The organism is Pseudomonas sp. FG86, from assembly GCF_057808775.1.
On sequence record NZ_JBMDIS010000024.1, the window covers coordinates 39782 to 53808 of the forward strand.

12 protein-coding genes are annotated in these 14027 nt (G+C 61.5%); 9 read left to right on the forward strand and 3 right to left on the reverse strand.

Going from position 1 to position 14027, the window contains the following annotated elements; genetic code table 11:
- Position 1 precedes the first annotated feature (1 nt).
- From mgtA to ACODSV_RS17270, 9 genes are all read left to right on the forward strand, one after another.
- On the forward strand, positions 2-3592 hold the full coding sequence (mgtA, locus tag ACODSV_RS17230) for a magnesium-translocating P-type ATPase (RefSeq protein ID WP_489045829.1): 3591 nt from the start codon (positions 2-4) through the stop codon (positions 3590-3592).
- A gap of 80 nt (positions 3593-3672) precedes the next feature.
- Entirely contained in the window at positions 3673-4230 is a 558-nt protein-coding gene (locus ACODSV_RS17235; RefSeq protein WP_150054596.1) for a nitroreductase family protein, read from the forward strand.
- 248 nt (positions 4231-4478) lie between these two features.
- Positions 4479-5363 (forward strand): universal stress protein, encoded by an 885-nt coding sequence (locus tag ACODSV_RS17240; RefSeq protein ID WP_069076095.1) that lies wholly within the window; start codon positions 4479-4481, stop codon positions 5361-5363.
- A 57-nt stretch (positions 5364-5420) separates the two neighbouring features.
- The gene (locus tag ACODSV_RS17245; RefSeq protein ID WP_150054597.1) at positions 5421-6128 is read left to right on the forward strand and encodes a phosphoribosyltransferase; all 708 of its coding nucleotides are present in this window, start codon (positions 5421-5423) and stop codon (positions 6126-6128) included.
- Positions 6129-6198: 70 nt separating this feature from the next.
- A complete protein-coding gene (locus ACODSV_RS17250) occupies positions 6199-6837 on the forward strand; it encodes a c-type cytochrome (RefSeq protein WP_069076097.1) in 639 nt (212 codons plus the stop codon).
- Positions 6834-8654, forward strand: coding sequence for a DNA polymerase/3'-5' exonuclease PolX (gene polX, locus ACODSV_RS17255; RefSeq protein WP_150095559.1), 1821 nt, complete (start codon positions 6834-6836; stop codon positions 8652-8654). Before ACODSV_RS17250 ends, polX begins: the two co-directional genes overlap by 4 nt.
- Positions 8655-8756: 102 nt before the next feature.
- Positions 8757-9011: an Lpp/OprI family alanine-zipper lipoprotein gene (locus ACODSV_RS17260; RefSeq protein WP_024075488.1), complete on the forward strand. Its 255-nt coding sequence runs from the start codon at positions 8757-8759 to the stop codon at positions 9009-9011.
- 115 nt (positions 9012-9126) lie between these two features.
- Positions 9127-9915 (forward strand): ABC transporter ATP-binding protein, encoded by a 789-nt coding sequence (locus tag ACODSV_RS17265; RefSeq protein WP_150054599.1) that lies wholly within the window; start codon positions 9127-9129, stop codon positions 9913-9915.
- Complete coding sequence (locus tag ACODSV_RS17270) at positions 9827-10048, forward strand: ABC transporter permease family protein (RefSeq protein ID WP_223817835.1); 222 nt, start codon at positions 9827-9829, stop codon at positions 10046-10048. The genes ACODSV_RS17265 and ACODSV_RS17270 overlap by 89 nt, the downstream gene beginning before the upstream one ends.
- 87 nt (positions 10049-10135) lie before the next feature.
- Here ACODSV_RS17270 and ACODSV_RS17275 read toward each other — a convergent pair whose 3' ends face one another.
- The 3 genes from ACODSV_RS17275 to ACODSV_RS17285 all read right to left on the reverse strand — a co-directional run bounded on the left by ACODSV_RS17275 (position 10136) and on the right by ACODSV_RS17285 (position 13977).
- Entirely contained in the window at positions 10136-10678 is a 543-nt protein-coding gene (locus tag ACODSV_RS17275; RefSeq protein WP_150054600.1) for an Hsp20/alpha crystallin family protein, read from the reverse strand.
- A 75-nt stretch (positions 10679-10753) separates the two neighbouring features.
- Positions 10754-12244, reverse strand: coding sequence for an arginine-ornithine antiporter (arcD, locus tag ACODSV_RS17280; RefSeq protein ID WP_150054601.1), 1491 nt, complete (start codon positions 12242-12244; stop codon positions 10754-10756).
- Positions 12245-12468: 224 nt separating this feature from the next.
- On the reverse strand, positions 12469-13977 hold the full coding sequence (locus ACODSV_RS17285; protein WP_102623350.1) for an amino acid ABC transporter permease/ATP-binding protein: 1509 nt from the start codon (positions 13975-13977) through the stop codon (positions 12469-12471).
- Between the last annotated feature and the right edge of the window lie 50 nt (positions 13978-14027).

Below are 14027 nucleotides of genomic sequence, written 5' to 3' on the forward strand. Positions count from 1 at the left end.
CATGTCTGTCAAACCGTCCATTCCAGGTGTCACCCATCCCCCTGCGCGTGAAGAAAAACAGCCTTACAGCCGCTCTGCGCTGTGGCTGACCTGGCTGTTGGGCGCGGCGATGTTTGCGACCGTGGTCGGCGTGGCGTTGCAGTTCACCGACGTTGAATCCTTCACCCAGTTACTGACCCAGGCCGAACCGTTGTGGCTGCTGGCTGCGCTGGGTTTGCAAGCCTTGACGTATATGGCGCAGGGGCAGGTGTTTCGGCTGGTGCTCAAGGCCGGGGCACACCGGCTGTCGCTGTGGGACGCGGGCAAGCTCAGCCTGATGAAGCTGTTTGTCGATCAAGCCCTGCCGTCCTCCGGTATCAGTGGCGCCTTTGCGGTGGTGGCGTCGTTTGTACGCCTGGGGTTTGCCAAACCGGTGGTGCTGGCCAGCCTGGTGCTGGATTTATCCGGCTATTTCCTCGCGTATGCGCTGTCGGTCGGCGTGGCGTTGCCGGTGGTGATCTTGCAGGGGCATGCGACACCCACGGTGATGACGACGTGCCTGGTGTTTGTCGCCGTCAGCCTGGTATTGGCCGTCGTTACGCCCAGGCTGGCCGGTAGTACCCACCTGGCGGCGCGTTTACCGGGGCAACGCTTTGCGATGGCTGCCAGGATCGTTTCATTGCTCACGGGCGCCGACCGCCAGTTGGTGCGCAGCCGAGGGTTGCTGTGGCGCATCACCGTGCTGGAGCTGGCAATCATCCTGTTGGACAGCGCCACCTTGTGGGTTCTGGTGCGTGCGCTGGGGGTGTCCGCACCGCCGTTGGGGTTGTTTGCCGGCTTTATGCTTGCCAGTGTGCTGCGCAGTATCGGCATTGTGCCGGGTGGTCTTGGCGCGTTCGAAGCCGCGGCGGTAGTGACGCTGCATTGGGTGGGGGTGAATGTTGCCGTGGCGCTGTCCGCCACCTTGTTTTTCCGGGGCCTGACCTTCTGGTTACCGATGTTGCCGGGCCTCTGGCTGGCCCATCGGGAATGGCAGTCCTCCGCCAGGCAACCCGTGCACTTGGTCGACGCCGATTACTGGAGCCCAGCGCTCAGCCAGGTATTGAGCAGCCTGCGCAGCACGCCCCAGGGCTTGAGCCATGCCCAGGCCCGTGCCCGCCTGCGCAGGGCCCCGCCCCAGGCCAAGGACCGCCCGCAAGGCCTGGGCAGGCTGGTGCTGGAGCAAATGCGCACGCCCTTGGTGTTGATTCTGATGTTGGGTGCGCTGGTGGCCGTGGTGGTGGGGGACTGGCTGGATGCGGCGATTGTTGGCTGCATTGTGCTGATCAGCGCGGTACTCAGCGCCTGGTATGAAAGCCGCGCCAGCCACGCGGTGGAACAACTGCGCAGCAAGATCGCGCTACGCGCCACGGTGCGGCGCGCGGGCAAACCCGTGGACGTTGCCGCCAGCGAGGTGGTGCCAGGGGACATTCTGCTGCTCAGCGCGGGCAGCCTGATCGCGGCGGACGGGCGAATCTTGCAGGCACTCGACTGTTTTATCGGCGAAAGCCTGCTGACGGGCGAAACCTTCCCGGTGGAAAAACTGGCGGGGGACTGCGCGCCGGATGCCACCTTGGGGCAGCGCCACAATTGCGTGTTCATGGGCACCTCGGTGCGCAGCGGTACCGCCGAGGTACTCGTCACGCGCTATGCCACGCAGAGTGAAATCGGCCGTATCGCCAAGACCCTGGCGCTGCGCCCGCCCGAGACCGAGTTCGAGCGCGGCCTGCGACGCTTCGGCGGCCTGCTGTTGCGGGTGATGCTGGTGATCACCATCGTGGTGTTCGGCATCAATATCCTGCTGCACCGTCCGACCCTCGACACCCTGTTGTTTGCGATTGCGTTATCCATCGGCCTGTCACCGGAACTGTTGCCGGCGATCCTGAGCATTACGCTGGCCAAGGGCGCGCAGCGCATGGCGGCCAAGGGCGTGATCGTGCGTCACCTCAATGCCATTGAAAACCTTGGCGCAATGGACATCTTGTGTACCGACAAGACCGGCACCTTGACCCGCGGTGTCGTGGTGCTGGACGGCGCCATGGATGTCGAGGGCCAGCCCGCCACCCCTGTGCTGCAATTGGCGGTGTTCAACGCCAGCCTACAGACCGGCATGCGCAACGCGATGGACGAGGCCATTACCCTGGCCGGTAAAACCCTGGCGCCGTGCCCCGCGGCCAGCAAGCTCGATGAAGTGCCGTATGACTTCGTGCGCAAGCGCCTGAGCGTGGTGGTCGCCCATGCACCTGAGGCCGAGCGGTTGGTGGTGACCAAGGGCGCGCTGGATAACGTGCTCGAAGTCTGCACCCAGGTGCGTCACGGCGCGCAGGACCTGGCGCTGACCGAGGCCGAACGGGCGACGATCGCCCAGCGCTTCGCGGCGTGGAGCGAGCAGGGGTTCCGGGTGCTGGGCCTGGCCACGCGGGCCGTGCCGGACCAGCCGCACTATGGCCGGGAGGTGGAAACCGAGATGACCTTTCGCGGCTTTCTGTTGTTCTTCGACCCGCCGGAGCCGGGGGTCAAGGACACCCTCGCCAGCCTCGACAGGCTGGGGGTGCAGGTCAAGATCATCAGCGGCGACAGTCATCTGGTCGCCCGGCATGTGGCCACGGCAGTGGGCCTGCCGGTGGAACGCATCATCACCGGCGCCGAACTGTCCAGCATGAAGGACGAAGCGTTGATGCACCTGGCGCCGCTGACCATGCTCTTTGCCGAGGTCGACCCCAACCAGAAGGAACGCATCATCCGCGCCCTGCAAAAGACCGGGCATGTGGTCGGCTATATGGGCGACGGCATCAATGACGCGCCGGCGCTGCAAGTGGCCGACATCGGCATTTCCGTGGACAACGCCGCCGACGTGGCCAAGCAAGCCGCCGACTTTGTGTTGCTGGAGCACAACCTCGACGTATTGCGCGAAGGCATCGAGGAGGGCCGGCATACCTTTGCCAATACCTTGAAGTACATCTCGATCGTCTCCAGCGCCAACTTCGGCAACATGATCAGCATGGCCCTGGCATCCCTGGTATTGCCGTTCCTGCCGATGCTGGCCAAGCAAATACTGCTCAACAACTTCCTGTCCGATATTCCGTCCATGGGCATCGCCAGCGACAACGTTGACCGTGAATGGGAAAGCACCCCGCACCGCTGGAACATCAGCGAGATCCGCAGCTTCATGGTGGTGTTCGGGCTGGTCAGCTCGCTGTTCGATGTCCTCACCTTCGTGGCCCTGTACCTGATGGCGCAGAAGGGCCCCGAGGTATTTCGCAGTGGCTGGTTCGTGGAGTCGCTGCTGACCCAACTGCTGACCATATTCATCGTGCGCACCTACAGGCCGTTCTACCAAAGCCGCCCGGCGCCCCTGCTGCTGGGCAGCGCCGCGGCCATCGGCCTGCTGGCTGTCGGGTTGCCCTACAGCCCGATAGCGCCGTGGTTCGGGCTGGTGCCTTTGCCACTGCCGATCCTGCTGACAGTGCTGGCAATCAGCCTGGTCTACATGGGTGCGGCTGAGGGTGTGAAACGGGTCTTTTATCGTCGCCAACGCAGGGCGAGGCGGGCGCTCGGCGTCATCCCCTCATGACGCTTCGGCTTGATTTAAATCAACAGGCCGTGCGCTCGGGTGGACGACGTTATGAAGCAATTCCATTGAGGTATGCACTCATGAATCTGAACAAGGCCATTGCCGGCCGGCGCTCGACACGTGACTACACGACAGAAGCCGTCGATGAAAAACTCATTCTTCGTTTGATCGACGCCGCCGTCCAGGCGCCCAGCTCGATGAACCAACAACCCTGGACGTTCACGGTGATCCGTGACCAGGCACTGCTGGAGCGGATTTCCCAGGAAGCCAAGGCCTGGGTGCTTGCCACGACTCCGGTGGGAGAGCACTCCAGTCACTTCCAAACGTTGCTCAGTGATGAAGACTTTCAGCTTTTCTACCACGCACCGGTATTGGTACTGATCTCCGGTAACGAGCCCAACCAGTGTATTGAAAACTGCGCCCTGGCTGCCGAGAACCTGATGCTGGCGGCTTATGCCGAGGGGCTTGGAACCTGTTGGATCGGTTTCGCCCAGGGCTATCTGAATACGCCGCAGGGTAAGCACGCATTGGGGCTTCCCGCCGAATGGACGCCTGTGGCCCCAATCATCGTCGGTCATCCAAAGTCTGCGCCCGCGCCTATCGCGCACAAGGCGCCGGTTATCCATTGGATAGGCTGATGAAGAGCGTCAGCGACCGCCTAGCCTGCGGTTCGCTTGTCTATTTGTTTTCTGATGTGGATCAGATCCGCTGCCAGGCCAGCTCCTATGCTCGGATTGACCCATAACGTCGAACGACGCCCCCGCCAAAGGCTACTACCCGACGGTACCCCAATGCCCCAAAACCTGGCGCAGGGTTCCCGCGATACCGCCTGGCCCGATACGTTGAAGCGCCGGGGTGGTTTTTCCTTCCTGTCTGGAGATCGATCATGAGCCAATACACCTGCTTGTTACTGATCATCAACCCCGCCCTGCGGGATGCCTCGGCGATTACCCATGCCGGTGCCCTGGCCAAGGCCAGTGGCGCGAGCCTGCACATTGCCGCGTTGGCAAAACCGCTGGAAATATTGGCGTTGCTGGAAGGCGACGTGCGCGACCGAGCCCGCGAAAGCTACCTCGAGGATCACCACCACTGGCTGGAAGCCCAGGTCAAGAGTCTCCACGCGCTTGGCCTGAACGTGACCACGCAGGTGGCATGGGCCACTGACATCAAGCGAGACATCCTGGATTACGTCAGCGAGATGCAGCCCGACCTGTTGATCAAACAGGTGCAGCACGAGTCTGCGCTCAGGCGCGCGTTTTTCACCCCGCTGGACTGGCAGTTGCTGCGCGAGTGCCCGATTCCTGTGTACCTGGTCGGCGGCCGGGACCATGCCTTGCCGCGTATCGTCGTGGCTGCGGTTGACGTGTCGGATATCCAGCAGGCGAACAGCGAGCTGAACGCGCGCATCATTGATCAGGCCATCAACCTGGCCCTGCAATGCAATGCTGAGTTGCACATGCTGTATGCCTGCGATATGTCCGCGCTGTACATGGGCGATATGGGCGGTATGGCGCTTTCCAACCTCAGCAAGGAGCTGGCGAGCAACGAGGAAAAAAGATTCCTCGAACTGGCCAAACGTTATGGCGTGCCGTCGGACCGTCATCACTTCGTGTCGGGCAACCCGGTTGCGGTGCTGAGTCAATTCGCCAAGGAACACCAGGTGGATGTGATCGTGATGGGCCGGGTCCAGTACCGCGGCATCGAGAAGCTGCTCGGCAGTACCACTGAACACATCCTCTACCAAGTGCCTTGCAGCGTACTGGCGGTCTAGCGCGGCGAAGGCCCGGTGTAATCAACCAACAGGCGCTAGCGTCTGATGAGGTGCCCCATGATTCATAGCCCTTCACTGCAAACCCTCTGGCCCGATCGGTCAGTGGCCGGTCAAGGCCTGGTGGAGCCGTTGCTCAAATACGCAGGTCGAGCCGACGTCATCATCCTCGCCTTACCCCGTGGCGGAGTCCCCGTGGCATATGAGGTGGCTACCGCGCTGCAGGTGCGTCTGGACCTCCTCGTGGTACGCAAGCTCGGCATGCCGTCCCATCCGGAATTCGCCATGGGCGCCATTGCCAGTGGCGGTATCCATATACGCAACGAAGAGATGCTGCGCGATCATCCGATTGATCAAGACCGTTACGACGCCGTAGTCGCCCGCGAAACACGCGAGTTATCGCGCCGTGAGCAGGTTTACCGGGGCGCCCGAGCGCCGCTGCAACTGAAGGATCAGGTGGTCATCCTGATCGACGACGGCCTGGCGACGGGGGCCTCGATGCTCGCCGCGGTCCAGGCGGTGCAGTTGCAGCACCCGGCGCGTATCGTCGTGGCGGTGCCGGTAGCGCCGCTGGAGACGGTGGAGACCCTGCGCTGTATCGTCAATGAAGTGATCTGCCCGCTGACGCCTGAGCGGATGATGTCCATCGGTTACTGGTACGCGAATTTCCCGCAGCTCACCGATCAAGAGGTCATCAAGTTATTGCAGCTGGCCTGGCAACGCGAATCGACTGAAGCGCACTCGGGGGAGAACCGCCTCGAAAGGTGAACCCTATACACCGAACGGATTTGAACCCGCTACGCGCCGACGACCGACGCTGATCATGGAGGCATGTGCCATGAGGTGCTCTATCAACCGATCACACCTGGCGCTTGCCGTCTGCGTGGTGGTGCTTGTGGGCTGTTCCGGCACCCGTGATCGGGCATCGCAAAAAACCGCGTCCATGCCCGCGCTTGCCTTGGTGAACGACGTGTGTTCCCTGTGCCACGGGCTGACGGGGGAGTCGGTGTCGCCGTCGTTTCCCAAGTTGGCCGGTCAGCAAAAAGACTACCTCAAGGCCCAGTTGACCGATTTCAAAGGCCATGTGCGCATGGATAAGGCCGCGACTCAGTACATGTGGGGCTTCACCCATTTGACCGACGCGCAGATCGCTGACCTGGCGGACTATTTTTCAAAGCAGCGGCCCATGCAGGCAGAAAGCGAAACGCCGGATGCCAGGGGCGAATGGATCTTTCGCCACGGCGTGCCGGCAGCCGGTATCGCCCAGTGCAGCGCCTGCCATGGCAGCGAGGGGCAGGGCCAAGGTCGGACACCGCGCGTGGCCGGCCAGCATGCCGCCTACCTGATCAGCCAGATCAAGGTGTTTCAACAGGCTGACCTGCGCGAGCGGGGGGACCTGGAGAGCCAGATTGCGCATACGCTGTCGGACGCCGATGCCGAGGCGGTCGCGCATTACATGGCGAGGCTGGGGCCATGAAACTCACGGCTGTACCGCCTCGGGAAGCGTTGCTCGGCGCGCCGCCCCCCACGGCCGAACGCTCGCAGGCGATCAGTAACGATGAGATTGCCGCGGTGTTTGACGATATCGCCGACCTGCTCGAGATCGATGACGCCAACCCGTTTCGCATCCGTGCTTATCGGGTGGCGGCGCGCACCGTGAGGGCGCTGACGGTCGAGCTGGCGCCGCTCATCGCACGTGGCGAACCCTTGCCAAAACTGCCGGGGATTGGCGTGGACCTGGCGGGCAAGATCAGTGAAATCGCCACGACCGGCAATTGTGCCCTGCGTCAGCGCTTGCGTTCGACATTGCCGCCTGGGCTGGTGGAGTTGCTGTCCATCGCCGGCCTGGGGCCCAAACGCATCAAGCACCTTTACCATGACCTGGGCATCGCCACCGCGCAGCAACTGTGCGAGGCCGCCCAGCAGGGTCATATCCGTCACGTTCCCGGTTTTGGCGAACGGCTGGAGGCGCGCTTATTGAGCGCCGCGCAGAAGGGGCTCGGAAAGGATCGCCGATTGCCGCTGGCGGTTGTCGAGCCCGTGGCGCTGCGGTTGATCGAATACTTGCGCCAACTGCCTGGGGTCGAGGATGCCCAGTTGGCTGGCAGTCTGCGGCGTATGCGCGACACCGTGGGGGATATCGACATCCTGGTGACCGCTGCGCCCTCTGTGGGTGTCACGGCGCACTTGATCAAGCACCCGGAGGTTTCCACCGTATTGGTGAAAGGTCGTACACGGGCCAGCGTCGTGCTGGATTCCGGTCTGCAAGTGGATGTGCGGGTCGTCAAACCCGCGGACTTGGGTGCCGCGCTGGTGTATTTCACCGGCAGCAAGGCGCATAACATCGCGATCCGCAAGCAGGCGCGGGACCTAGGGCTCAAGCTGAATGAATATGGGGTGTTCAAGGGGCAGGAGCGGCTGGCGGGGGCCACGGAGGTGTCTGTTTATCAGGCGCTCGGGTTGCGCTGGATCACGCCGGAGTTGCGTGAAGATCGCGGTGAAGTGACGGCGGCACTCAGCGGGCGTTTGCCGAGGCTCGTGGAGGTGAGTGACCTCAAGGGTGATTTGCACGTGCACAGCCTTGACTCCGATGGCGGCAATAGCCTGGAACAGATGGCATTGGCCGCGCAGCAAGCCGGGTTGGAATACCTGGCGATCACTGACCATTCCCGCGCACTCGCAGTGGCCCATGGTCTGGCTGGCGAGCGGTTGTTGAAGCAGATCGACCAGATCGATGCACTCAACGCCCGCCTGCAAGGCATCACCGTGCTCAAGGGCGTGGAAGTCGAGATTCTCGAAGATGGCAGCCTGGATCTACCGGACACGGTCCTGGGGCGCCTGGATCTTGTGGTGGGGGCGGTCCACTCCCATTTCGGCCTGACACTGCGCCAACAGACTCAACGCCTGCTCAGGGCCATGGATCATCGTTATTTCACGATTCTGGCGCACCCGTTGTGTCGCCTGATCAATGAACGCGCGCCGTTGAATATGGACCTGTCGGCCATCATCAGGGCCGCCGCCGCACGCGGCTGCTGCCTGGAGCTCAACGCGCAACCCCAGCGCATGGACCTGTTCGATCTGCAATGCCAATACGCCAAAGACCAGGGCGTGCTTATCAGCATCAATTCGGATGCCCATCGCACCACGGATTTTTCGTATTTGCGCTACGGCGTCGCTCAAGCCCGGCGTGCCTGGCTAGGTAAGGATGACGTACTCAATACCCGCTCACTGAGCACGCTGAAGTCTTTATTGGCCAAGGCGCGGGGAGGGCGCGCCGACGCTGCCAGGGACTGATTGTTGGTCGATAGTTGACAAAAATCAGAGTGCCACCACCACAGCGCCGGATACTTGAACCGCAGCAGGTGCTTTCCTGCCATGACCTTCAAGGAGATTCCCATGAATATGCGTTTACCCGTTGTGTTGCTCAGCATCCTGTTGGCGCTGTCGGCCGGTTGCAGTAGTAAGTCCGCCAAAGAGCTGGATGCGCGCCTGGAGTCGGCCCAAAGCAATGCGCTGTCGGCGAAAGCCAGGGCCGATGAAGCCTACTCCAAAGCCGAGCAGGCGGCGGCAGCCGCCAATCAAGCGCAACAGACCGCCGACCAAGCCAATGAGCGTGCCAGCCGGGTACTCGAAAAGGCGAGCCGCAAGTAGTGAACGGTTGCAGCACCCGACGCCTCGTCGGGCTTGCTGCAAGGCCGCTCCAACGCGGGCGGCAGCGACACAGGCTTGGGTATTCCGACCGGTGCCGGGCAGGGCAGGAGAAGTCATGAGTAGCGTCCCCACCACTGCCGCCGCACACCCGGCCATCGCGTCGAACGGTCTGAGTAAATGGTTTGGCGAGGGCAGTGCGCGCATGACGGCGGTCGATCAGGTGGCGCTGGTCGCGCAGTTTGGCGAAATGGTCTTTATCGTCGGGCCTTCGGGCAGTGGCAAAACCACCCTGTTAAGCATGATCTCCGGGATATTGCGCCCCGACGCCGGCACAGTGACGATCAATGGGCAGGATATCTGGAGCCTGAGCACCGACCAGTTGGCCGAGTTGCGGCTCAACAGCATTGGCTTCGTGTTCCAGGACTATCATCTCTTCGCGCGGCTGACCGCCGCTGAAAATGTGGCCATTCCCTTGATTCTCCAGCACCACGACTGGAATGACGCAATTGCGCAGGCCAGGCAAAGCCTGGAGGTCGTCGGGCTCAAGGACCGCGGGGACATCCTGCCGGTCAAACTGTCGGGCGGCGAGCAGCAGCGTGTCGCCATCGCCCGAGCGATTGTCGGCGCCCCGCAGATATTGATCCTGGATGAGCCCACGGCGTCCCTGGATGGCGACACCGGGAAAATGATCATCGCTTTCGTCAAGGAAAAAATCCTCAATCAGCAGCGCTGCATCCTGATCGTTACCCACGATGCGCGGATCAACGAGTACGCCGATCGCATCATCTATATGGTTGGTGTACATGATCCTGTTCATGGCACTGTTTACCGCCATGACCGGTTACGGCCTGGGCATCGCCCTGGTGACCCTGCTGATCAGCGTCACGCGGACTTACTTGCCTAACTACGCGGCGATCATCACCTTCTGGAACCTCGGGTTGGCGTTTGGCATGGTGTTGTTGATCGCGGGATTTTCCAGTTACCTGGGGATCCGCAAGGTCCTGAGGATTGAGCCGTACGATATCTTTCGCGGCTGAGGCGCATGCAGCGCGGTGGCCGGGCCGGAGCGTACACAAAAAAAGCCCCTGGCCGGTCTCCCGGCAAGGGGCAAGGTGGCCTGGGATTCACTCGCCCTTGATCGGCACGACCTTATCCGCTTTCATGGCTTCAGGCTTTTTCGGCAACGAGATGCTCAGCACACCCTTGCTGAAACTCGCGTCGATCTTATCGGCGTCAATTCCCTTAGGCAGGTTGAACACCCGTTCGAAGGAACCGTAGTGACGCTCGCTAAGGTGGTAGCCTTTGCGTTTTTCTTCCTTGTCCTCCTGCTTCTCACCTTTGATGATCAGGCTGCCATTGGACAGTTTGACCTCAATGTTTTTCTGGTCCATGCCAGGTACTTCTGCGGTGATTTCGTAGCTTTTTTCTTTCTCGGTGATGTCCACGGCTGGCATGCCACGGCCCATCAGCTCGCGGCGCCAGAGCGGTTCAACGTCGAACAGGCCCCGGCTGAAGGGCGACAGGCTAGTCCCGCGATTGAAGTCATCAAACAGGTGATCAACCTGTTGCCGCAGTTTTTCCAATGGCCGCCACAGGTCTGTCGTCGTGGGATGCTGGTCTGATTTGTGTTCGGCAGTGACCGGCATTTTTTTTACGGAATTGCTCATCTTGCGGTACTCCTCTTCAGATAGAAGGCAGGCAGCGGCTGCTTCCGCGCGGCCTGCCAGGACAAAACAACCCCCTTACAGGGTCAGCGCACCGGACCACAGCATCCAGCCGGCGTAGGCAGCGGCCGCCCAGATGATGATCAACAGCCCGGTTTCAGGGCCGCTGAGCGGTTGCCCCTGACGGGCTTTCATGCTGCCCAGGTAGATCAACGAGCCAGGGGCGTAGAGGAGGGCGCTGAGCAGCAGGTATTTAGGCCCGGCGGCGTAGAGCAGCCATACGCAATACAGCGTGGCGACCGCCGCGATGGCCATGTCGCGCAGTTGCAGGGCGCGGTGGCCGGCGTAGGTGGTGCCCTGCCAGGTCAGTTTCAATGCATAGAGGCCGCTGAACAGGTAGGGCACCAGGATCATCGACGTGGCCAGGGAGATCAGCGCGAGATAACTGGCGCTCGAATACAGGGTCAACAGCAGGAATACCTGGATGCAGCCGTTGGTCAGCCACAGCGCATTGGCGGGCACGCCCTGGGTATTTTCCGTGGCCAGCGCGCCCGGCATGACCTTTTCCTTGGCCGGCGTAAATACCGACTCGGCGGCCAGCAGCGTCCAGGCGAGCAGGGCGCCGCCCACCGAAATGATCAAGCCGATACTGATCAGCACCGCCCCCCATGGCCCGGCCGCTACCTGCAGTACACCCGCCATCGATGGGTTCTTGAGGGCGGCGAGTTCCGGTTGTTTGAGAACCCCCAGCGACAGCAACGACACCGCGATCAGCAGCAACAGCGTGATAACAAAACCGATCACCGTGGCGCGCCCGACATTCGCGCGCTCCGCCGCCCGGGCAGAAAACACGTTGGCGCCTTCGATCCCGATAAACACCCAGACAGTCACCAGCATGGTGCTTTTGACTTGATCCAACGTACTGCCCAAGGCGGGCGCGCCCCAGAAGTCGACGCTGAAGGTCTCACGCTGGAACGCCGCGATCACCAGGCCGATGAACAGCAGCAACGGCACGATCTTGGCGAGGGTCGTCAACGCGTTGGCGCGGGCAGCGGTGCGCACCCCCCGCAGGATCATCCAGTGCAACGCCCACAGCACCACGGATGCACCGGCGATCGCGGCTTTGTTATTGCCATCGCCGAACAGCGGGAAGAAGTAGCTCAGGGCCGCGAACAGGATCACCAGGTAACTGACGTTACCGATCCAGGCACTGATCCAGTAACCCCAGGCGGAATTGAAACTCAGGTATTCACCGCCCAGCGCACGGGCATAGGCAAATACGCCGTTGTCCAGCGCCGGTTGACGGTTGGACAGGGTCTGATAGACCAGGGCCAGCGACAGCATGCCGACGCCGGTGATCAACCACCCAATCAGGATCGCGCCAGCGCCCGCACCGGCCGCCATGTTTTGTGGCAGGCTGAAAATGCCGCTGCCGATCATCGAGCCGACCACCAGGGCGATCAACAGACTCAACGACAGGCGCTTGGGTTCAACCTTGTGCAGACTGCCCGCAACGGGTTGGGCAGACGGCGGGGCGATCGGTTGGGAGCCTTGTAGATGCGTAGCCATGACGAACCTCCAGGAAACTAGCGTTTCTGCACCATCGAGTACGAAGGTGCGACTGCTGCGCTTAATTTCTGCGTGAAGGGCCAGGGCCTGGTTGATTTAAATCAGATGTAGGTGTCGTTGGGTCAGTGGGAATACCTAACTGATTGAATGGGTTTATAAAAAAAATCGCGTTGATCCGGGGCCCGATGGCTTGCGCAGGGTGCAAGCCACACACCGTCTCGCGTTCAAACCTGCATGAATTGCCTGATTCTGTCCCCGCACTGATCGGCACGAATGCTCTCGGGCGCCGCATCCAGCGCAACCAAACCGTTTTCCATGAAAATCACCCGGTCGGAAATTGACAGGGCGAAGTCCATCTCATGGGTCACTATCAACAGGGTCATGCCGTCTTTGGCCAAGTCGCCGATCACCTTGAGCACATCGCCCACCAGTTCCGGGTCGAGGGCTGACGTTGGCTCATCAAACAGCATGATGTGGGGATCCATGGCCAATGCGCGGGCAATTGCCACCCGTTGTTGCTGGCCTCCAGACAATTGGTGCGGGTATTTTTGCGCGTGCGCCAGCAGCCCGACCTTGTCCAGCAGGGCGTAGGCACGCTGCTCACTGACGAACGTGTCGACGCCGTGATAGCGCGGTGCAAGCGTGACGTTGTCGAGAATGGTGCGATGTGGAAACAGGTTGAAGCTCTGGAACACCATACCGATGCGCTTCACCCCACGGCGGACTTGTTGCGCATGGGGGTTGTCACCGGCGTGGATATAACTTTCGCCGAACAGAATGATCTCGCCTTGGTCGATGCTCTCCAGGGCGTTGATCGTTCGAATCAGCGAGGTTTTTCCCGATCCCGACGGGCCGATGATGGAAATCACCTGACCCACATCAATGCTCAGGTTGATGCCCTTGAGCACCGCGTGCGGGCCGTAGCGCTTGTGAATATCGACCAGTTGCAGGGCGGGCGCCGAGCCGGCTCCCAACGCGGTACGAGCGCCCGTGGAAGGCGGTGCCACCTGTGACGCACGCAGGCGCTGCACGCTGATGTCATCCAGGGTGTGTGGTTTGCGGTTGTTGAGTTCCAGGTGTTGCTCCAGCCAATGAAACAGCCAGCCGAGCACGGTCACGATCAGCACGTAATACACCGCCACCGCCGACAGGGTTTCCATGACCAGGAAGTTTTGTGCGTACAGGCGCTGGCCTACGGTCAGTAGTTCGGTCAAGGAAATCACCGAGACCAGCGAGGTCAGTTTCACCACGGTGATGTATTCGTTGATCAGCGTCGGCAGGGAAATGCGAAACGCCTGCGGGATCACGATCAGGCGCTGTAGCCCGAGCAGACCGATGCCCAGCGCGCGGCCGGCTTCTTTCTGGCCTTTGGCAACGGATATCAAGCCGCCACGGTGAATTTCCGCCATGTACGCCGCTTCGGTGACCACCAGGGCCAACAGGCCGGAATAGAAGGGGTTGGAGAGTACTTCACGGGTGACCGGGAACATCTGCGGCAGGTTATAGACGAACACCACCAGGACCAGCAGCGGCACGCTGCGAAAGAACCAGATATAAATCGACGCCGGCACGCTGACCCAACGCGTGGCCGAGAGTTTGGCCGAGGCCAGCAGGAACCCCAATAGCATGCCGATGAACCAGGCCAGCGTGCTGAGCTGCACCACGGTAACGCAGGCGCTCCAGAAGTCGGAGACTGAAAACAGAGAAAAAAAGTAGGGCCATTCAAATTGCATGTGTATCTCCAACTGCTCGCGCCGACGGGGCTTTACCCCAATGCCAGTCA

Coding starts and splice junctions, on each gene's coding strand:
- ACODSV_RS17245 (WP_150054597.1), top strand. CDS start 5,421: ATGATTCATAGCCCTTCACTGCAAACCCTCTGGCCCGATCGGTCAGTG.
- mgtA (WP_489045829.1), top strand. CDS start 2: ATGTCTGTCAAACCGTCCATTCCAGGTGTCACCCATCCCCCTGCGCGT.
- ACODSV_RS17285 (WP_102623350.1), bottom strand. CDS start 13,977: ATGCAATTTGAATGGCCCTACTTTTTTTCTCTGTTTTCAGTCTCCGAC.
- ACODSV_RS17235 (WP_150054596.1), top strand. CDS start 3,673: ATGAATCTGAACAAGGCCATTGCCGGCCGGCGCTCGACACGTGACTAC.
- ACODSV_RS17250 (WP_069076097.1), top strand. CDS start 6,199: ATGAGGTGCTCTATCAACCGATCACACCTGGCGCTTGCCGTCTGCGTG.
- ACODSV_RS17275 (WP_150054600.1), bottom strand. CDS start 10,678: ATGAGCAATTCCGTAAAAAAAATGCCGGTCACTGCCGAACACAAATCA.
- ACODSV_RS17265 (WP_150054599.1), top strand. CDS start 9,127: ATGAGTAGCGTCCCCACCACTGCCGCCGCACACCCGGCCATCGCGTCG.
- polX (WP_150095559.1), top strand. CDS start 6,834: ATGAAACTCACGGCTGTACCGCCTCGGGAAGCGTTGCTCGGCGCGCCG.
- ACODSV_RS17240 (WP_069076095.1), top strand. CDS start 4,479: ATGAGCCAATACACCTGCTTGTTACTGATCATCAACCCCGCCCTGCGG.
- ACODSV_RS17270 (WP_223817835.1), top strand. CDS start 9,827: ATGGCACTGTTTACCGCCATGACCGGTTACGGCCTGGGCATCGCCCTG.
- arcD (WP_150054601.1), bottom strand. CDS start 12,244: ATGGCTACGCATCTACAAGGCTCCCAACCGATCGCCCCGCCGTCTGCC.
- ACODSV_RS17260 (WP_024075488.1), top strand. CDS start 8,757: ATGAATATGCGTTTACCCGTTGTGTTGCTCAGCATCCTGTTGGCGCTG.